18 protein-coding genes are annotated in these 17269 nt (G+C 65.5%); 8 read left to right on the top strand and 10 right to left on the bottom strand.

Annotated elements, in window-relative coordinates:
* Window position 1: 1 nt before the first annotated feature.
* Both AC07O0_RS16445 and AC07O0_RS16440 read right to left on the bottom strand, forming a co-directional pair.
* Entirely contained in the window at window positions 2–196 is a 195-nt protein-coding gene (locus AC07O0_RS16445; protein WP_494624758.1) for a hypothetical protein, read from the bottom strand.
* Window positions 197–207: 11 nt separating this feature from the next.
* Window positions 208–447 carry a hypothetical protein gene (locus tag AC07O0_RS16440; RefSeq protein ID WP_494624757.1) on the bottom strand — a complete coding sequence of 80 codons (240 nt, stop codon included), beginning with the start codon at window positions 445–447 and terminating at the stop codon, window positions 208–210.
* 469 nt (window positions 448–916) lie between these two features.
* Between AC07O0_RS16440 and AC07O0_RS16435 the strand changes: the two genes are divergently transcribed.
* Entirely contained in the window at window positions 917–1633 is a 717-nt protein-coding gene (locus tag AC07O0_RS16435; protein ID WP_494624756.1) for a hypothetical protein, read from the top strand.
* 3 nt (window positions 1634–1636) lie between these two features.
* On the opposite strand, the gene AC07O0_RS16430 is transcribed toward AC07O0_RS16435, so the two are convergent.
* Window positions 1637–1852 carry a hypothetical protein gene (locus tag AC07O0_RS16430; protein WP_494624755.1) on the bottom strand — a complete coding sequence of 72 codons (216 nt, stop codon included), beginning with the start codon at window positions 1850–1852 and terminating at the stop codon, window positions 1637–1639.
* A 121-nt stretch (window positions 1853–1973) separates the two neighbouring features.
* Between AC07O0_RS16430 and AC07O0_RS16425 the strand changes: the two genes are divergently transcribed.
* Window positions 1974–2360, top strand: coding sequence for a SpoIIAA family protein (locus tag AC07O0_RS16425; protein WP_494624754.1), 387 nt, complete (start codon window positions 1974–1976; stop codon window positions 2358–2360).
* Window positions 2361–2419: 59 nt separating this feature from the next.
* On the opposite strand, the gene AC07O0_RS16420 is transcribed toward AC07O0_RS16425, so the two are convergent.
* Window positions 2420–2842: a DUF2267 domain-containing protein gene (locus AC07O0_RS16420; RefSeq protein WP_494624753.1), complete on the bottom strand. Its 423-nt coding sequence runs from the start codon at window positions 2840–2842 to the stop codon at window positions 2420–2422.
* A gap of 125 nt (window positions 2843–2967) precedes the next feature.
* On the opposite strand from AC07O0_RS16420, the gene AC07O0_RS16415 reads away from it, so the two are divergent.
* Together AC07O0_RS16415 and AC07O0_RS16410 are read left to right on the top strand one after the other, a co-directional pair.
* A complete protein-coding gene (locus tag AC07O0_RS16415; protein WP_494624752.1) occupies window positions 2968–3264 on the top strand; it encodes a hypothetical protein in 297 nt (98 codons plus the stop codon).
* Window positions 3265–4255: 991 nt separating this feature from the next.
* Window positions 4256–4729, top strand: coding sequence for a cytochrome P460 family protein (locus tag AC07O0_RS16410; RefSeq protein ID WP_494624996.1), 474 nt, complete (start codon window positions 4256–4258; stop codon window positions 4727–4729).
* Window positions 4730–5184: 455 nt separating this feature from the next.
* On the opposite strand, the gene AC07O0_RS16405 is transcribed toward AC07O0_RS16410, so the two are convergent.
* The 3 genes from AC07O0_RS16405 to uvrB all read right to left on the bottom strand — a co-directional run bounded on the left by AC07O0_RS16405 (window position 5185) and on the right by uvrB (window position 9204).
* Entirely contained in the window at window positions 5185–5976 is a 792-nt protein-coding gene (locus AC07O0_RS16405) for a DUF1828 domain-containing protein (protein WP_494624751.1), read from the bottom strand.
* Entirely contained in the window at window positions 5973–6455 is a 483-nt protein-coding gene (locus tag AC07O0_RS16400) for a hypothetical protein (RefSeq protein WP_494624750.1), read from the bottom strand. The genes AC07O0_RS16405 and AC07O0_RS16400 overlap by 4 nt, the downstream gene beginning before the upstream one ends.
* Before the next feature lie 88 nt (window positions 6456–6543).
* Window positions 6544–9204, bottom strand: coding sequence for an excinuclease ABC subunit UvrB (uvrB, locus tag AC07O0_RS16395; protein WP_494624749.1), 2661 nt, complete (start codon window positions 9202–9204; stop codon window positions 6544–6546).
* A gap of 141 nt (window positions 9205–9345) precedes the next feature.
* On the opposite strand from uvrB, the gene AC07O0_RS16390 reads away from it, so the two are divergent.
* Complete coding sequence (locus AC07O0_RS16390) at window positions 9346–12789, top strand: class I SAM-dependent DNA methyltransferase (protein WP_494624748.1); 3444 nt, start codon at window positions 9346–9348, stop codon at window positions 12787–12789.
* A 4-nt stretch (window positions 12790–12793) separates the two neighbouring features.
* On the opposite strand, the gene AC07O0_RS16385 is transcribed toward AC07O0_RS16390, so the two are convergent.
* The gene (locus tag AC07O0_RS16385; RefSeq protein WP_494624747.1) at window positions 12794–13138 is read right to left on the bottom strand and encodes a hypothetical protein; all 345 of its coding nucleotides are present in this window, start codon (window positions 13136–13138) and stop codon (window positions 12794–12796) included.
* On the bottom strand, window positions 13135–13356 hold the full coding sequence (locus AC07O0_RS16380; protein WP_494624746.1) for a hypervirulence associated TUDOR domain-containing protein: 222 nt from the start codon (window positions 13354–13356) through the stop codon (window positions 13135–13137). The genes AC07O0_RS16385 and AC07O0_RS16380 overlap by 4 nt, the downstream gene beginning before the upstream one ends.
* 77 nt (window positions 13357–13433) lie before the next feature.
* Between AC07O0_RS16380 and AC07O0_RS16375 the strand changes: the two genes are divergently transcribed.
* The 3 genes from AC07O0_RS16375 (at window position 13434) to AC07O0_RS16365 (ending at window position 15907) form a co-directional block, all read left to right on the top strand.
* Window positions 13434–13880 carry a tetratricopeptide repeat protein gene (locus AC07O0_RS16375; RefSeq protein ID WP_494624745.1) on the top strand — a complete coding sequence of 149 codons (447 nt, stop codon included), beginning with the start codon at window positions 13434–13436 and terminating at the stop codon, window positions 13878–13880.
* A 92-nt stretch (window positions 13881–13972) separates the two neighbouring features.
* The gene (locus tag AC07O0_RS16370; RefSeq protein WP_494624744.1) at window positions 13973–15343 is read left to right on the top strand and encodes an esterase-like activity of phytase family protein; all 1371 of its coding nucleotides are present in this window, start codon (window positions 13973–13975) and stop codon (window positions 15341–15343) included.
* A 201-nt stretch (window positions 15344–15544) separates the two neighbouring features.
* Window positions 15545–15907, top strand: coding sequence for an SPW repeat protein (locus AC07O0_RS16365; protein WP_494624743.1), 363 nt, complete (start codon window positions 15545–15547; stop codon window positions 15905–15907).
* A gap of 50 nt (window positions 15908–15957) precedes the next feature.
* Here AC07O0_RS16365 and AC07O0_RS16360 read toward each other — a convergent pair whose 3' ends face one another.
* A complete protein-coding gene (locus AC07O0_RS16360; protein ID WP_494624742.1) occupies window positions 15958–17190 on the bottom strand; it encodes a COG3904 family protein in 1233 nt (410 codons plus the stop codon).
* Between the last annotated feature and the right edge of the window lie 79 nt (window positions 17191–17269).

The raw sequence follows: 17269 nt of genomic DNA, 5'->3' as shown, positions 1-17269 counted from the left end.
CTCAAAAATGCGTGTGGCACGACCAGTGCACAATGCCCAATTGCTCGAGCGTCACCTCACGGATCGAGCGGCGGCGCTCCTCGGCGCCGAGCTCGGCGAAAGACCGCTCCTGCCAGCGCGGCTCAGCCAGCTCGGCGGGCACGGCCCGCTCGAACCAGGACGCGAATGCCGCGCGCAGGGTCTCGAACAACGTCACCGGCATGCTTCTCAGGCCGCCAGCCGCAGGCCGGGACGCGAACGGACGAGCTGGCGCGCCGCCAGTTCGGCCGCGACCGGCGTGGCGAAACGCTGGCCCTCGAGCCGGTCGAACGCCGCCGAGGCAGAGATGAAGGTGTAGAAGCGCTCGTCGGCGCCACGGGCGACGAGGCCCGCCTGGGTCTCGCCGATCTCGATGACATAGGCCTGGCGGGCCGGCGGACTGGAAACGATCTGGGACTGGAACGGCATGACGATCTTCGCCGCGTTGCGGCGCCCTGTGCTGTAGCGATGTCGGAAATGATGCCGATAAACGGCGTCAGCGCTGGATCAGCGGCGACAACAGCACATCATCGAACGGCGGAGCGGTTCGACAGGGCGGAGAACGGAGCCGGTCATGTTCATCTCCTCAAGCTGGGGAGCCCACGACCACGTCGTGGCGCTTTAGCGTTTGGTGACGCGGCGCAAGCTGCTCGCTCAAATCTCCGCGGCCGCCGGTAACCCGACGACACCGGCAATCTAGGAAATGCTGTTCTGCATGTCAATCCAAACGTTCTTTTAAAGGTACAGGCCGATCGGGAAGAGGTTTTCACCGAACGGGCGGAGAAGGAAATTTTCTTTTCCGGCTCGGCCCCATATCGACCTTGGCGTAGAACAACCTGCCATTCTGGCATCCCCCTGCCGACCTGCTATCGTCCGCACCGACTCAGGCGGGGACGGGATGAACGACAGGACGGACAGCGCGAGCATCGTGGACGGGCGGATGACGCTGCCGGGCGTGGCCGGCGCCTTCGTGCAGGACGCCGCCAGGCCGCTCGCCTTCGTGGCGGACAGGCTCGTCGCGGTGGCCGGCCACGACTGGCGCGACGGCGCGCTGCACGATGCCACCAGGATCGAAGCCCATGCCCGGCCGGATGGCGCGACGCTCGCCCGGATCGACCGGCCGGGACCGGCGCAGGACTTGTCGCTGACCATCCGCTCCTTCCCCGGCGAGAGCGCGCCGCTGCTCCGGCTCAGCTTTGCCGCCGGCGCGCAGGGTGATCTCGACGACCGGCTCGCCGCCGAGCTCTTCCTGCCGCAACCCTTGTTCGCCGGGCTGCGGCAGGACCTTACTGACGGTCGCGCCGGGCTCCTCTCCTTCGCCGCGACGACCAATCTCTGGCTGCGCGAGGGCGCCAGCGACGACGAGCCGCCGGTCTTCCATCTCGCGCCGGAGGCCGATGGCCGCCCGGCGCAGGCGCATGGCCGGGTGCAGAGCATCAGCTGGCGACCGCTGGACCTGGCGGGCGAGCCCGCCTTCCTCGCGGCCGGCCAGCCGGATCAGGAGGTGGAAGAGCCGGAAGACCCGGTCGCCGAGCAGCTCAGGCGGATCAACTGGAGCCTGAAGCAGGTCCTGATCATCTTGGTCTTCCTGATGCTGATCATCGCGCTGAAATAGGGCTCATTCCTCCTGCGAGCGCCGGTTTCCTTGCGTCTCGTAGACCTGCTCGTTCTCGATCCATTTGCCGTCGAGGCCGCGGCCGCGGTTGAGCTGCGTCTTGTCGCGATTGGAGAGCACCTTGTGATCGGGCAGCGAGGCCGGCCGCGTGCTCGTCGCGCCGGTGCCGTCGCCCTTGCCCTTGATGCTCGGACCGAGCTTCCCGCCAGCATTGGCCATCATCGTCTCCTTTGCGTGCGTTGAGCCCCCATACATTGCCAACGCCTCCGCCCCGCGATGGTTCACCCGCGAACTTCCCTCGCACGCCAGCGTTGTCCCTGGTGCAGACCAGGAGGCGCCGATGCTCGATATCCTTCCCGCCGCCGACCATGTCGCGGCCTTCCGCATCACCGGCACGCTCGACGAGCCGGACTTCGACCGGCTGATCGCCGAGATCGAGGCCAAGCTCGAACGCCACGAGAAGCTCGGTATCCTCGCCGACCTCACCGGCTTCGAGGACATGACCTTCCGCGCCGGCCTGAAGGATGCGCGCTACGGTTTTGGCAAGATCCTGCAATGGCACCGCTTCCCGCGCGAGGCGGTGGTCACCGACAAGGGCTGGATCGAGACGCTGGTCGCGATCGCCAGCCCGCTCGTGCCCTTCGTCGAGGTCAGGAGCTTCAAGCCCGACGCCTTCGACGCGGCATTGGCCTGGGCGAGCGAGATCGAGGGCGGGCCGAACGCCTAGAGCATTTTCAAGCGAAGTGGATACCGGCTCGCCTGAAGAAAATGCGATAAAATAAAGACTCAGGACACCGTCCAGAACGCGCGCGCCTCTGGCGGCAACGTCTCCAGCATGCGCTCGAAGGCGCGCCGGTCGACGTTTCGCCAGAGCGCGGCGGCGACATCGGCGATGCCGCTCTCTGGCAGGATGCTGTGGTCGCCGCGAAACGCCATCGCCTCCCTGGCCAGGTCGGCTCGCGGCGCGAAGGGCGCAGGCTGCTGCGCCGGGTCCCAGTCGAGCAACACCATCGCTCCGAGCAGCGGCGGCAGTGCCTGGGCAAAGGCGATCACCTGCGGCGCAGTCAGCCGCGCCCGGAAGGTGACGATCACCGCGAACACCGACTGCCAGGTCTGGTGCGTGGTCTGATGACTGAGCTGGTCGCGGGCATCGAGCAGGAAGCGTTCGAGGTCGCGCGAGGCGTGGACGAAGTCGGGCGGCACGGTCATGGCGCCATTCTAGCCTCCCGGCCGCGCGGCCGGAACACAGCGAAGATGAACGCCGGCGAACAATTCCGTTCAGCTGGAGTTCCAGACAGGACCGCTTCAATCGCGGCAACCAAAGGAGATGCCCCATGCGACACCTTCTCATCGCCGCCACCATCGCGCTCGGCGCCGCCGTGACCCCGGCCGCCGCCGGCGAAGCCTTCAGCGGCGCGGCCGCGCTCGACAAGGTCGAGGCGACCTATGTCCGCCACAACCGCGAGCACCGGATGTGGGAGATCCAGCGCAATCTCGATCGCCAGCAGCGCTACGGCTATCGCGATCGCGGCTATGACCGCGGCTACGGCTATCGCCGCCATCATGGTGGCCCGCCGCCCTGGGCTCCGGCCCATGGTCGCCGCTATCACGACCGTTACGACCGCTTCTAGGCGGTCGCCGCGCCCTTCGCCTCCCTGTCCCCCCAGGGCGAAGGGCGCGGAAGTTTTTCAGCCTCCTTCTCCCCTAGGGGGAGAAGGTCCGGCAGGGGATGAGGGCGGTTCGACCGGGTGAGACGATGAGCGTCGTGCTGGACTTCCCTCATCCGACCCGGCTACGCCGGGCCACCTTCTCCCCCGAGGGGAGAAGGGAAAAACCAAGCGTCTTCCCCGCCCGCAGGCTCATCCTGCGGGCGTTGTTGCATGTGAGGGGCAGCGGAGCGCCGCGAGGCGCTGGTTTGGTGATCCGCTTCCATTGAGCCAGGAAGCGGCGCGGATGGATTGAGCCACCATCCGCACGCCCCGTGGCGCTCCGCCAGGCGGCGATTTGAAAACTCCGGGCCGCGCTTCTGTCGCCCCGGCTTGTGCAGCCGGCGCGGTCTAGCGAGCTCCTCGCGCAGGGATCGTGGTGTCCCCAGGTCGGTTCCCGAAGCCTCCCGGGAGTGGGGTGCAAACCCACCCGCAGGCGCCGCACCCACCCCGCCAATCAGCGTGCCTCCGGTCGGCCGCCCCTCGGGGATGGGATGGCTGGGAGTATACGGGAGGTTGGGAGGGCGGGGATAAGTTTCCGCGGGAACCGCCCACGCGCCGCACCCCTCGCCCGCAGGCGCCGCACCGGCGCGCCATCATACGCAGGTATGGCGCAGCGATGCCTCAGTCCGATTCAGGCTCCGGCCGGCCGACGCTAGGCTTCGGGGACGAACTCCAGGGCGCGGCAGAGGAACGGACCATGGCCCGGCACGACACGAACCGGCGTCCGGTGCGCGGCTCCGCCAGCGCGGTTTCTGCCGCTTTGGGCCGCAACCTCTTGAGATCGACATGACGCCGGCTTCTTCACCGGATGCCGGAACCCGCTGCGGCACGCCTCGACGCTGCCGATCTCCGATCTGAACCGTGGACTGACGATATGAGGCTCCCTTCTTTCACGCCCTATGCCGGAGCGGCCATGGCGGCGGCGATTGTCGTGGCCGGCGCGCTCGCCCAAGACCACCAACCGGCCAAGCCGGCCTCGCCGATCTACGGGGTCACGCTCCCCGATGGCTACCGGCAATGGCAGCTCGTCGCGCCGGCGCTGGAAAACCAGCCGCTCGACGAGCTCCGCGCCGTGCTTGGCAACAAGGTGGCGATCGACGCCTATAACGCCGGTTCGCTGCCATTCCCGGATGGCACGGTGCTGGTCAAGCTGGCCTGGAAGCACGTTCAATCACCGGAATTCGAATCCGCCCTCGTCCCTGGTCACTCGACCACGGTGCAGGTCATGGTCAAGGATTCGAAGCGCTATCCCGACAGCGGCGGCTGGGGCTTCGGGCGGTTCATCGACGGCAAGCCGGTCGACGCGGCCCAGCACGAAACCTGCTTCGCCTGCCACGCGGCACGGGTGAAGGGCCGCGACTACGTCTTCACGAAATTCGCGCCGTAGTCATTCGTCCCCGGTTGGCCGCCCCTCGGGAATGAGATGCGGCGGATGATACGGGAGGGTGAGGATAAGGTTGCGGGTTATCCCCGCATCCACCCTCCTCGTCATGGTCGGGCTTGTCCCGACCATCCACGTCTTCGCACCCGAGCGACCGGGCACGGCAGCGGCCAGCATGTCATCAGCGCCGCAAGACGTGGATGGTCGCCACAAGGGCGACCATGATGGTAGAAGGCCGAAACCTCGACCCTCCCTTCTCCCGGATGGGAGAAGGTGGCGCGGAGCGCCGGATGAGGGCCTGTCCTCGCCGGTTTAGGTGGCGCGGCTCCGTTGCGTTCCGATGATCAGCGGCGGTCCCTCACCCCTGCCCCTCTCCCATCCGGGAGAGGGGTTCCCCGCGCGCTTCGCCTTGTAGCGCTCATCGAGTAAGAGACATTCGAGAGCACGGAAGACATAGATAGCTAATGAAGAATCATACCTGCTGTACCGACAGCCTCACGAACGATACGTTGAATCGCAGAGCTTTCATCGTTCTTAAAAATGGGAACGGCGCTCAATCTGTTTGATGCCCTCTGTCTCAATTTTGCACTTATCGATATGTCCGACTCGATCATTGCAATAACAGACACCGAATCCTGAGATTCGTACATCGCAGCCATCTGTAGAAATATTGCGTCATTTACCCTTTGCGATGACTGCGCTAAGAATACCGCTACAGGGTCTCTATTTGGCGCTCTGATAACAAGATCCGGCCTAACCTCAGATAATCTTTCGCTAACGACGCTATCTTCGGAGACAATTGCCCTATCACCGATAGCAATCTTGATTCGAGCTTTCGCATCATCTTTGAAGGCGCTCTCGACGTGATCTTGAGATAGCAACAGAAAATCCGAAAGCCTGAGGAGCATCGCAGCAAACCCGATTGAAGCTCGTGCGAGATCACTCTTGGGCATATACTCGGTGCGTATTACCGCCTCGTCTTCATCAAAATATGCACCGTACTCCTCAAGTATTTGCGCCAGTGCTCTGGCTCTCGTTTGCGTGTCAAAATCGACACCGACGGCCTCCAAATAGGGAATAGTTGTGCCATCATCTTCCAAACAAGCCATGTGTGGGCGGAGTTTGTCAGCAATCACATAAAAGCCGATAGCGTCTCCGTCTCCACGGCGCAGAGCTGTGCTTATCGCGAGCCCAGCAGGCACTTCACGCACACGAATCTCATTGCAAAAGGCTCTGCAAATTTCATCTTTCATAGCAGGGAGCCTTTAGCCTCGATGCGATAACAGCGAAACGCAAAACGCTGCGCGTCCTGAATGGTAGCTATTGGAAAATCTAGGCGCGAATGGGTTGCTCTGCCCCCGGGCATTCGGCGGACCCACGGCCCACGCATGTAGCCAGCGGGCACTCGACTGACTTCATCACATGCTGCATGGCAATGCCAGCCAGGCTCGGACGCATGGAACTCATACGAGCACAGCACGTGCAACGCAGCTTTTCCCATTACTCCGAGAATGGCTTCAAATTTCTGCTTTTCAAAATTTACAACGATCAGAACACGGCAATCCAAGCCGAGCGCATTGAAGGATACTACGCACCACTGAAACGACTTCCCGATGCCGTAAGCTTTCTTCGCAATTGGAAAATCAGCCCGAGGAACTTTTCCAGAGTGCCATTTGCCAACTGTAATATTCGCCTTTGGCGCCATCACTATTCGGCGCAAGCCTACCGTCATGTCGTCTCCCCCTCTCGGGAGATTACGCTACCGCACGTTAAGCTTGCGTCAACTTCCTAGCCGTCGTTCTACGTGCCGTTGCCGTCATCTACCTCCGCCGCCCCCGCCTCTCCCCCGCCCCCTTCGGCCGCGCCTCCGGCACTGGGCCCATCTCGTCGAGCGTCGGCTTGCGCGGCCGCGCCACGCTCGCCTTCGGACGGCCCTCGCCACCACCCCAGTTGTGCGGGCCCATATCGGCGTCGGTCGGCTTGCGGGCGCGGGTCGGCAGGTTGGCACTCAAGCCGTAGCTGCGCTCGCCCTGGTATTTGCCGGCGCTGCCCTCGACATCGCTCTGGCGGGCGAGCGGGTCGTCGGCGATGGCGAGCTCGGTCGCCTGCAGGCGCTTGATCTCGTCGCGCAGGCGGGCGGCGGTCTCGAATTCGAGATCGGCGGCGGCCTCGCGCATGCGCTTCTCGAGATCGGCGATCGCGGCTTTCAGGTTGTGGCCGGCGACGGGGCCCTCGACCAGGCCCTTGTCGACGGTGACATGGTCGCGCTCGTAGACCGAGCCGAGGATGTCGCCGATGGCGCGCTTGATCGTCTGCGGCGTGATGCCGTTGGCGGCGTTGTAGGCCTCCTGCTTCTCGCGGCGGCGATTGGTCTCGGCCATCGCCCGCTCCATCGAGCCGGTGATGTGGTCGGCATAGAGCACGACCTTGCCGTCGACATTGCGCGCGGCGCGGCCGATGGTCTGGATCAGCGAAGTCTCGGAGCGCAGAAAACCCTCCTTGTCGGCGTCGAGAATGGCGACGAAGCCGCATTCGGGAATGTCGAGACCCTCGCGCAGCAGGTTGATGCCGACGAGGACGTCGAAGGCGCCCAGCCTGAGATCGCGGAGAATCTCGATGCGCTCGATCGTGTCGATATCGGAGTGCATGTAGCGCACGCGCACGCCGTTCTCGTGCAGGTACTCGGTCAGATCCTCGGCCATGCGCTTGGTCAGCACGGTGACGAGGGTGCGGTAGCCCTTGTCGGTGACCTCCTTGACCTCGTCGAGGAGGTCGGCGACCTGGTGCTTGGCGGGGCGGATCTCGACCGGCGGGTCGATCAGCCCGGTCGGGCGGATGACCTGCTCGGTGAAGACGCCGCCGGTCTGGTCCATCTCCCAGCCGCCAGGCGTGGCCGAGACATGGATCGAGGAGGGGCGCATCGCGTCCCATTCCTCGAAGCGCAGCGGCCGGTTGTCCATGCAGGAGGGCAGGCGAAAGCCGTACTCGGCGAGTGTCGCCTTGCGGCGGAAGTCGCCTTTGTACATCGCGCCGATCTGCGGCACCGTGACATGGCTCTCATCGGTGAAGACGAGGGCGTTGTCGGGCAGGTACTCGAACAGGGTCGGCGGCGGCTCGCCCGGCTTGCGGCCGGTGAGATAGCGCGAATAGTTCTCGATACCGTTGCAGGAGCCGGTCGCCTCGATCATCTCGATGTCGAAGGTGCAGCGCTGGTCGAGCCGCTGCGCCTCCAAATAGCGGCCCATGCGGTTGAGCTCGTCGAGGCGGCCCTTGAGCTCCTCCTTGATCGACTTGACCGCCTGGTTCAGCGTCGGGCGCGGCGTGGTGTAGTGCGAATTGCCGTAGACCTTGATGAATTCGAGCTCGCCGGTCTTCTGGCCGGTCAGCGGATCGAACTCGCTGATGCTCTCGACCTCGTCGCCGAACAGGCCGATGCGCCAGGCGCGGTCCTCATAGTGGGCCGGGAAGAGCTCGACCGTGTCACCGCGCACGCGGAAGGTGCCGCGCGCAAAATCGTGCTGGACGCGCTTGTACTGCAGCGCGACGAGGTCGGCGATCAATTGGCGCTGCTCGATGCGCTCGCCGAGCTTCAGCGAAAAGGTCATCGCCGTATAGGTCTCGACCGAGCCGATACCGTAGATGCAGGAGACCGAGGCGACGATGATGACGTCGTCGCGCTCGAGCAGAGAGCGTGTCGCCGAATGGCGCATGCGGTCGATCTGCTCGTTGATCGAGGATTCCTTCTCGATATAGGTGTCCGAGCGCGGGACGTAGGCCTCCGGCTGGTAATAGTCGTAATAGGAGACGAAGTACTCGACCGCGTTGTCGGGGAAGAAGCTCTTGAACTCGCCATAGAGCTGGGCGGCGAGCGTCTTGTTCGGCGCCAGGATCAGCGCCGGGCGCTGCGTCTCCTCGATCACCTTGGCCATGGTGAAGGTTTTTCCGGAGCCGGTGACGCCGAGCAGCACCTGGTCGCGCTCCTGCCGTCTGATGCCGTCGACGAGATCGCCGATCGCGGTCGGCTGGTCGCCTGACGGCGAGAAGTCGCTCTTCATCTCGAAGCGAACTCCGCCTTCCGATTTCTCGGGGCGCTCGGGCCGGTGCGGCGTCCAGGGCTTGCCCGGCTCGATGAACGGGCTGCCGGTCTCCAAGAGCGCCTGCAGCGATTTCGCCGTCAGCGAGGCCGCGCTGTCGCTGTCGGGATCGAAAGCCGAGTCCGCCTTCTTCGAGAGCTTGCGCGGCTTTGCCTCGCCGGCATCGCCCGGCCGCGCCTCGTAGCCGGCCTGCGGCGCGTCGCTGAAGCCGGCCGCACCACCCGGCACCGCCTTGCCGCGGTTGATCGCCGGGTTGAGCAGGTCGGCGAGATAGCCGTCGAGGGGCTTCAGCTCGGGCTTGCTCGCCTTCGAGTTCGGCGTGCGGGTCGCGGCGGATTTCTTCGCGGCTTTGGGCTTGGCGGAGGTCGTGTCGGTGCTCTTGGGCATGGCCGCAATATGGGCGCGATTTGCCGCCGATGCGAGGGGGATAAGGCGCAGCAGGGGCGCGTTGGTGACAGGAGTTGACAGGATCGATAACGCTCGCATTAATTGCATTAATAGCCAATTATCAACCATAAGGCTGCAGCCATGCCGGGGGGCGAAGCCGGAGAGGGCGTCGACGATGTCGAAGCCTTCATTGCGCGCTGGCGTGCTTCGGAAGGGGCCGAGCGCGCGGCCTATGCACAGTTCCTGACCGAATTCTGCCGACTGATCGGTGTCGAGACGCCACTGCCGCCGACCAGCGACGCCGAGGCGGTGACCTACCGCTTCGAGTATCCGGTGAAGTTCCGGGATCCGGCGGGCGCGGCGACTACCGGGCGGATCGATCTCTACAAGAAATCCTGCTTCGTCCTCGAAGCCAAGCAGAGCCGGCTGAAGGGCCAGATCAAGGAAATCCTGCCGGCGCAGGGCAGTCTTGCCCTGACCGAGCCATCAGGCCCGCGCGGGCGACGCGGTGCCGATCGCGGCTGGGATGTGCTGATGCTCAACGCCCGCCGCCAGGCCGAGGACTATGCCAAGGCGCTGCCGGCGACGCATGGCTGGCCGCCCTTCCTGATCATCTGCGATGTCGGGCACTGTTTCGAGCTCTATGCCGACTTCACCGGCCAGGGGAAGAACTACGTCCAGTTCCCCGACCGGCAGCGCTACCGCGTCTACCTCGACGATCTGCGCGAGCCGGAAGTGCGCGAACGCATGGCCGCGATCTGGCGGGAGCCGCTCGTGCTCGACCCGACCCGCAATGCCGTCAGGGTGACGCGCAAGATCGCCGAACGGCTCGCGGCAGTGTCGAAGGCGCTGGAGCGCGAGCACGATCCGGAGGAGGTCGCGCTGTTCCTGATGCGCTGCGTCTTCACGATGTTCGCCGAGGACGCCGAGCTGATCCCGAAGGATTCCTTCAAGGCCCTGCTGCGCGACTGCCGCGACAACCCGACCGCCTTCCGGCCACTGGTCGAGGAACTCTGGCGGGTGATGGACAAGGGCGGCTACTCGATCACGCTGCGCACAACGATGCGGCGTTTCAACGGCAAGCTGTTCGAGGACGCCCGCGTCTTCGCGTTGGAGAAGGCCGAGATCGGCGAATTGCTGGCCGCCGCCGAACACGACTGGAAGGGTGTCGAGCCCTCGATCTTCGGCACCATGCTGGAACAGGCGCTCGATCCCGCCGAGCGCGCCCGGCTCGGGGCGCACTACACGCCGCGCGCCTATGTCGAGCGGCTCGTGGTCGAGACGGTGATCGCGCCGCTGCGCGAGGACTGGCGCCATGTGCTCGGTGCCGCCCAGCAGGCGCGCGATTCCGGCGACCAGCGCAAGGCGCTGGCGCTGATCGAGGAGTTCCATCGCTCGCTGTGCGAGACGCGCGTGCTCGACCCTGGCTGCGGTACAGGCAACTTCCTGCATGTCGCGCAAGAGCTGATGAAGAAGCTCGAAGGCGAGGTGCTCGACGCCGCCGGCGAACTCGGCAGCCGCGAGCGGCTCGGCGGTATCGCCGACCGCCATGTCGGGCCGCACCAGTTCCTCGGCATGGACACCAATCGCCGCGCCGTCGCGATCGCCGATCTCGTGCTCTGGATCGGCCATCTGCAATGGCATTTCCGGACGCGCGGCTACGCGCCGCGCGAGCCGATCCTGGAGCGGCTCGACCACATTTACCGGCGCGACGCCGTGCTCGCGTGGGATGGCTGGCCGGTGCCGCAATGGCGCGACGGCAAGGAGACGCTGCCCAAGCCACGCCGGCCGGCCTGGCCGGAGGCCGAGTTCATCGTCGGCAACCCGCCCTTCATCGGCGGCAAGGACATCCGCGCTCGCCTCGGCAGCCTCTACGCCGAGGCGCTGTGGGCGGCGCATCCGCAGATGAACGAGAGCGCCGATTATGTGATGTACTGGTGGGATCGGGCCGCGGAATTGCTGACGCGCCCGGGAACGAAGCTGCGGCGCTTCGGCCTGGTCACCACGAACTCGATCACTCAGCTCTTCCAGCGTCGCGTGGTTCAGCGCCATCTCGACGGCAAGAAGCCGATCTCGCTGCTGTTGGCAGTCCCCGATCACCCTTGGACCCGGGTCGGCAAGGACGCAGCAGCGGTGCGGATCGCCATGACTGTCGCCGAGGCCGGCCGGCACGAAGGGCGGCTGTGCGAAGTGATCTCCGAATCGGCGCTGGACAGCGACCAGCCGCAGATCGCGCTGAACGAACAGCAGGGCCGTATCAATGCCGACCTCACGATCGGGACCGACATCACTTCGGCCCAGGAGCTCCGGGCGAATGGCGGACTCTGCTCGCCCGGAATGAAGCTCCACGGCTCCGGCTTCCTCATTACGCCTGCCGAAGCACAGGCGCTCGGCCTCGGCCGGCGGCAAGGGCTGGAAGACCATATCCGGTCCTATCGCAATGGCCGCGACCTGACCGCCCGACCGCGTGGCGTCATGGCGATCGACCTGTTCGGGTTGACGGCGAGCGAGGTGCGTGAGCGCTTCCCGGAGGTCTACCAGCACGTCAAGCTGCAGGTAAAAGAAGAGAAGGACGCTACCGGCAAGCTGATCGGACGAGATGCCAACAACCGCCGGTCATACCGCGATCTCTGGTGGATTTTTGGCGAACCGCGCAAAGAGCTTCGTCCGGCCCTTCACGGCCTGCAGCGCTATATCGCCACGGTCGAGACGGCGAAGCACCGCGTCTTTCAATTTCTCGACGCTGGCGTGCTGCCGGACAACATGTTGGTCGCCGTCGCACTGTCGGATGCCTTCCATCTCGGCGTGCTGTTGTCACGGTTCCATTGTGTCTGGGCATTGCGTGCAGGCGGCTGGCTGGGCGTCGGCAACGACCCACGCTACTCAAAATCCCGCTGTTTCGATCCCTTCCCTTTTCCCGACGTGAGCGAAGCACAGAAGGAAGTGATCCGAGCTCCGGCCGAGGCGCTCGATGCGTTACGCAAGCAGGTGCTGGCCGAGCATCCCGGCCTGACGCTGACCAAACTCTACAATGTTCGCGAGGCAGTACTGGCCGGCGCGCCGCTCTCGCCCGCCGAGGCCGAGATTCGGGATCGCGGCCTGGTGCTGATCCTGAACGAGCACCACGACGCGATAGATGCTGCAGTCGCCGCAGCTTACGGGCTAGCGGCCGATGCCGGCGAAGAGGTGATCCTCAAAAATCTAGTCATGTTGAACCGCGAAAGGACTCGGGAGGAGAAGCGCGGCGAGGTCCGCTGGCTCAGACCGGATTATCAACGGCCGCGCTTTGGGCGGGAAGCGGCGGCGGGCGAACAGATCGCGGCGGCGGAATTGCTCGTCATGCCGACGCCGGCCGTCAAGCCGAGCTTTCCGACCCAACCGGTCGAGCGCGTTGCAACCGTCCTCGCGATTCTGGCCGCCTCAGAGGCACCGCTCGACGCCAGTGCGATCGCCCTGCGCTTTCACCAGGGACTCCGTATCAAGCCGGCCGTGCATGGAATTCTCGTTTCGCTCAACCGTGTCGGTGAGGTCTCGACGGGAGATGGCGGCGGCAGCTTCGCGCGCCGGCTGCTGGCGACCGGCTGAATCCTCACGCCCTTTTCCGCTCGTCCTGCCCGGCGATCTCAGCCAGCTTGCGCTGCGCCCAATCGTGGCCTTCGTCGCCGCCCCAGAGCAGCCAGGCGATGTAGCCGGCAGACGGCTCCTTGCTGTCACCGAAACCCTTGGCCTGCTTGTCGACGGCGTGGCGGGAGAAATAGCTGGCCATGCGCTCGATCGTCTCGGTGCTGAGGCAGCGGCGGTTGCTGAGGTCGCGGGCGCGGGCGACGCCGATCACCGTGCCGCCGCGATTGAACTGCCGACGCAGGCGCAGGCCCTTGCCGGCGTTCTCGGCGACACGATGCGGCGGGGTCAGGTCGACATGGGCGATGCTCATCTCTCGTCCTCGAGTTCGCTGTGCGACTTCAGGGCGCGACCGCCATCGTCCTGACGCAGGAGATAGGCCGGTTCCTCGACCGTGCCCTTGCGGCGGATGCGCTTGCCCTTGACCGTGCGGCTGACGGCGCGGGTGAAAGCCTGTTCGACCTTGCCCTGCGCCCTGTGGGCGTCCCATTGCCAGCTCACCGGCGTTCCCTGTCGCAAAACCTCTGTCATGGAAGCGTTCCATCCTGCTCTGCTGGTGGAAACGCCGGGGCCGTGCTTTGGTTTCGGCTGGAAGCAGGGAGGATGGGATGCGCAGCGGTTTTATCGGCGGCGCGCTGGCGCTGCTTTTCTCGCTTGGGACGGCACAGGCCGTCGGCCCCGACTGGACCTATCTCGACGAGGACCCCGATTACCGCCAGGCGCGGCGCTGGATCGAGGAGAAGAACTACGCGCCAGCGATCGAGAAGCTGATGACCCTATTGAAGCACCAGCCGGATTCGCCGGTGCTGCTCAACTGGATCGCCTTCTCGCAGCGCAAACTGAAGAACTATCCGGTCTCGAAGCAGTTCTACGACGCCGCGCTGCTGCGCGACCCGACCTATCTGCCAGCGCTGGAATATCAGGGCGAATGGTTCATCGAGACCGGCGACATGGCCTCGGCCAAGGCCAATCTCGACAAGCTCGCCAGGCTCTGCGGCCGCTGCCATGAATGGCAGGACCTCGACGAGGCGATCCGCAGGGCGGAGGGCAAGTAGCGCCGTCACGCAAGCGTCACGCCGCTGTCGCGCGACTGCAAGATGCGGGCGCGAAGCGGGGCCGTCCCGCTCTTCCCTAACTGGAGTGTCCCATGCGTCTGCGCCTCGCCGCCGCCCTGCTTCTGTCGTCCACCATGCTCGCCGGCGCGCAGGATGCGCCGCAAGGAGCGCCCAAGGAATTCCCGGCCAAGCTGGTCGGCCATGCCCTGCTGCCGGCCAACACCATCATCCCGGCCCCGGCCGATGCTCCGGCCGACCTCAAGGTCTCCGGCAAGTTCACCACCCCTGGCAAGCGCATCGAGCAGATCGGCACGGTGGTGGGCACCTCGGGCGGGCGCCCGACCGGCCTCTCCACCCCCTTCGCCGGCCAGCCGGTGCAGGGCTTCTCCGGCATCCGCTCGCTCGGCAATGGCGAGTTCCTGGTGCTGACGGACAACGGCTTCGGCGCCAAGGCGAACTCGCCGGACGCAATGCTGTTCTTCCACCGCCTCAAGACTGACTTCAATGCGGGTACGGTCGAGCGTACCGCGACCACCTTCCTGCACGATCCCGACAAGAAGGTGCCGTTCCGCATCGCCAATGAAGGCACCGAGAAGCGCTACCTGACCGGCGCCGATTTCGACCCGGAATCGATCCAGCCGATCGGCGGCAAGTACTGGATCGGCGACGAGTTCGGCCCCTATCTGATCCGCGTCGACGCCAACGGCAAGGTCGAGGCGGTGTTCGAGACCACGGTCGACGGCAAGCCGGCCCGCTCGCCCGACCATTATGCCGTGACCACGCCGGGCGCGCCGAACCTGCCGGTCGAATTCAATGTCCGCCGCTCCAAGGGCTATGAGGGCATGGCGCAGTCGCCGGATGGCCGCTTCCTCTACCCGCTGCTGGAAGGCCCGCTCTGGAACGCCGAGACCAAGGGCAATGAGGAGGTCGACGGCAAGGAAGTGCTGCGCATCCTCGAATTCGACGTGCAGGCCGAGAAGTGGACCGGCCGCTCCTGGTTCTTCCCGCTCGAGCAGAAGGGCCTCGCCATCGGCGACTTCAACATGATCGACGCCACGACCGCGCTGATCATTGAGCGCGATAATGGCGAAGGCACCGCCGACAAGGCCTGCGCCGCCGGCCAGAAGGGCCCGGACTGCTTCCACGACCTCGCCAAGTTCAAGCGCATCGTCAAGATCGAGATGACCGACGCCAATGTCGGCAAGCCCGTGCGCAAGGTCGGCTATATCGACCTGATGAAGATCGCCGACCCCGACAAGAAGGCGAAGCAGGGCGCGATCGACGGCGTGCTGCCCTTCCCGTTCTTCACCATCGAGAACGTCGACGTGGTCGACCTCGCCAATGGCATCATCGTCGTCGGCAACGACAACAACCTGCCGTTCTCGTCGTCGCGCGATCCGAAGAAGGCCGATGACAACGAGCTGGTGCTGCTTTCGGTCAAGGAACTGCTCTCGGCCAAGTGAGCAGCACCATCAGCTTAAGTCACGACGAAGTTGAACACCGCCTGCGTCAAGTTGTCAGGCGCCTCATGGCCGGCTCATGCCGGCCATGTCCGTTTATCGGCCAATCTTGAGCTATTTTTACCTTGAGCGTATAATGATCGCGACCAAGCGCCTCGTGCGCGAGGCGCCGTGGTTGGATGATCTTCACCGATGGAGGTGATCATGTTGACCGCGAATATGAGTGGAAGACGACCGCAGGACTGGCTCAACCTGATCCTCGGCGCACTCCTGTTCATCTCGCCCTGGATGATGGGTTTCCTGGCCGACACCATGCCGACCCGTAATGCCTGGCTGGTCGGCGCCGTCCTCGCCCTGATCGCGATCGCGGCGCTCACCGCCTTCGCCGAATGGGAGGAGTGGGTGAACCTGGCGCTCGGCCTCTGGCTGATCGCCGCGCCCTGGATGCTCGGCTTCACTGGCAATACCAGCGCCTTCCGGACGCATCTGGTGCTCGGCCTGCTGACAGCCGCCGTCTCGGCTTGGGCGGTCTGGGACTACCGGCACGAGCCGCATGCCACGGCCTGAATGATCGGTCCGGGCCCGCCGACCAGGCGGGCCCGGCCGAGCGAGTGTCATCAACGGCAGAGCGCGCTGCGCAGGGTCGGCAGGCGCAGCACCTCGGCTGCGGTTCCTGTCCGTTGCCAGCTGGCCGGGGTGCTGTCCTCGGCCGGCGGATCGACCCGAAGGAAGACCGAACTGCGGTCCGTCAGCCGGCAAATGAACTCGCGCTGGACCTCGGCCGTCATCGGCCCTTCGGGGCTCGAGCCATCCTCATTCGAGGCAACGATCAGCGGGCTCCCCGGCAGGGTTATCGTGACAGTACGCAGCCGGGTCGGCAGGGCCGCCTGGCCGACGAAGAGATGGAACTGCAGGGCGGCGGTCTGCTGGTAGCGCCCTTCCCCGGCTGACAGCGCCAGCCGCAAGGTGCCGCCACGGTGCGGGCCGAGCTCGACCGAGCCGATCGGGGTCGCCGGCGCAACCAGTGTCGCCGGCAGCACCGGCGCCGCGTTCAGGCTCGCGGGCGCGTTCGGTGCCTGCGAGGCCCGCAGGCCCGAGAAGGCGAGCGCAGCCGAGCCGAGCTCGGTCGCGATCGTGGTCGCCAGCATCTCCTCGGGCTTGAGGTAGCGCATGGTGTCGGCCGGCGTCGACACCGTCACCTCGATGAAGGAGCGATCGAGCCCCATGGCATCGAGGTAGCGCCTCATCTTGGCGTCGATTTCGCCAGTCGCCTGCTCCTGCTTGACCGTCCGCGTCTCCGTCCTCTCGTCGACCAGTTCCCTGCGGCCACGCACGATTCTGTAGTCACGCACCGTCGTCGTCTCGGTCTCGACGATGGTCTGCTGGTGCACGCCGATGCGCGACTGCGACGGGATGATCCGGCGTTGCCCGCCGGCGAGGAAGAGCGTGCAGGCCGAGGCGCAGAGGGGGCTGCGCTCGTCGATGGTGCCGATAGCAGGGTCGCGCTGGCTGAAAGCGGTTCGGGCGACGGCGATGTCGAGGCCGCTCCTGCGGACGAGTTCGCCCATGGCGATCGCGGCTTCGACGGTTCCGCCCGTCGAGTAGACCAGCAGCGGTACCTTGCGCCCGTTCAGCTCGGCGATGGCGCGACGCAGCTCGGCGGGCGTGTCCTTGGTGATGGCGCCCTGGGCGGCGAGCCATTCACGGCAATCGGGCTCGCACGGCTCGGCGCTGCGTGTCAGCACGATGCGCATCGGCTCCGGCGCAGGCGCCGCAGCCGGCTTGTCCTGCGCTGCGGCAGGCAGGGCGAGCAGCGAAAGAGCCAACGCCAAGAGAGGAACGATACGCATCACGAAACCGGCGTTCTCCGACGCGATTGACGCAAGGAAGCCCAGGCGCACAGATTTGACAACAGCCTCCCCGCCCCGT

Source organism: Allobosea sp. GW821-FHT10B12 (assembly GCF_059415545.1).
This window is presented reverse-complemented; position numbering and strand designations above follow the sequence as displayed.

Coding starts and splice junctions, on each gene's coding strand:
- AC07O0_RS16440 (WP_494624757.1), bottom strand. CDS start 447: ATGCCGTTCCAGTCCCAGATCGTTTCCAGTCCGCCGGCCCGCCAGGCC.
- AC07O0_RS16435 (WP_494624756.1), top strand. CDS start 917: ATGAACGACAGGACGGACAGCGCGAGCATCGTGGACGGGCGGATGACG.
- AC07O0_RS16430 (WP_494624755.1), bottom strand. CDS start 1,852: ATGGCCAATGCTGGCGGGAAGCTCGGTCCGAGCATCAAGGGCAAGGGC.
- AC07O0_RS16425 (WP_494624754.1), top strand. CDS start 1,974: ATGCTCGATATCCTTCCCGCCGCCGACCATGTCGCGGCCTTCCGCATC.
- AC07O0_RS16420 (WP_494624753.1), bottom strand. CDS start 2,842: ATGACCGTGCCGCCCGACTTCGTCCACGCCTCGCGCGACCTCGAACGC.
- AC07O0_RS16415 (WP_494624752.1), top strand. CDS start 2,968: ATGCGACACCTTCTCATCGCCGCCACCATCGCGCTCGGCGCCGCCGTG.
- AC07O0_RS16410 (WP_494624996.1), top strand. CDS start 4,256: ATGGCGGCGGCGATTGTCGTGGCCGGCGCGCTCGCCCAAGACCACCAA.
- AC07O0_RS16405 (WP_494624751.1), bottom strand. CDS start 5,976: ATGAAAGATGAAATTTGCAGAGCCTTTTGCAATGAGATTCGTGTGCGT.
- AC07O0_RS16400 (WP_494624750.1), bottom strand. CDS start 6,455: ATGACGGTAGGCTTGCGCCGAATAGTGATGGCGCCAAAGGCGAATATT.
- uvrB (WP_494624749.1), bottom strand. CDS start 9,204: ATGCCCAAGAGCACCGACACGACCTCCGCCAAGCCCAAAGCCGCGAAG.
- AC07O0_RS16390 (WP_494624748.1), top strand. CDS start 9,346: ATGCCGGGGGGCGAAGCCGGAGAGGGCGTCGACGATGTCGAAGCCTTC.
- AC07O0_RS16385 (WP_494624747.1), bottom strand. CDS start 13,138: ATGAGCATCGCCCATGTCGACCTGACCCCGCCGCATCGTGTCGCCGAG.
- AC07O0_RS16380 (WP_494624746.1), bottom strand. CDS start 13,356: ATGACAGAGGTTTTGCGACAGGGAACGCCGGTGAGCTGGCAATGGGAC.
- AC07O0_RS16375 (WP_494624745.1), top strand. CDS start 13,434: ATGCGCAGCGGTTTTATCGGCGGCGCGCTGGCGCTGCTTTTCTCGCTT.
- AC07O0_RS16370 (WP_494624744.1), top strand. CDS start 13,973: ATGCGTCTGCGCCTCGCCGCCGCCCTGCTTCTGTCGTCCACCATGCTC.
- AC07O0_RS16365 (WP_494624743.1), top strand. CDS start 15,545: ATGTTGACCGCGAATATGAGTGGAAGACGACCGCAGGACTGGCTCAAC.
- AC07O0_RS16360 (WP_494624742.1), bottom strand. CDS start 17,190: ATGCGTATCGTTCCTCTCTTGGCGTTGGCTCTTTCGCTGCTCGCCCTG.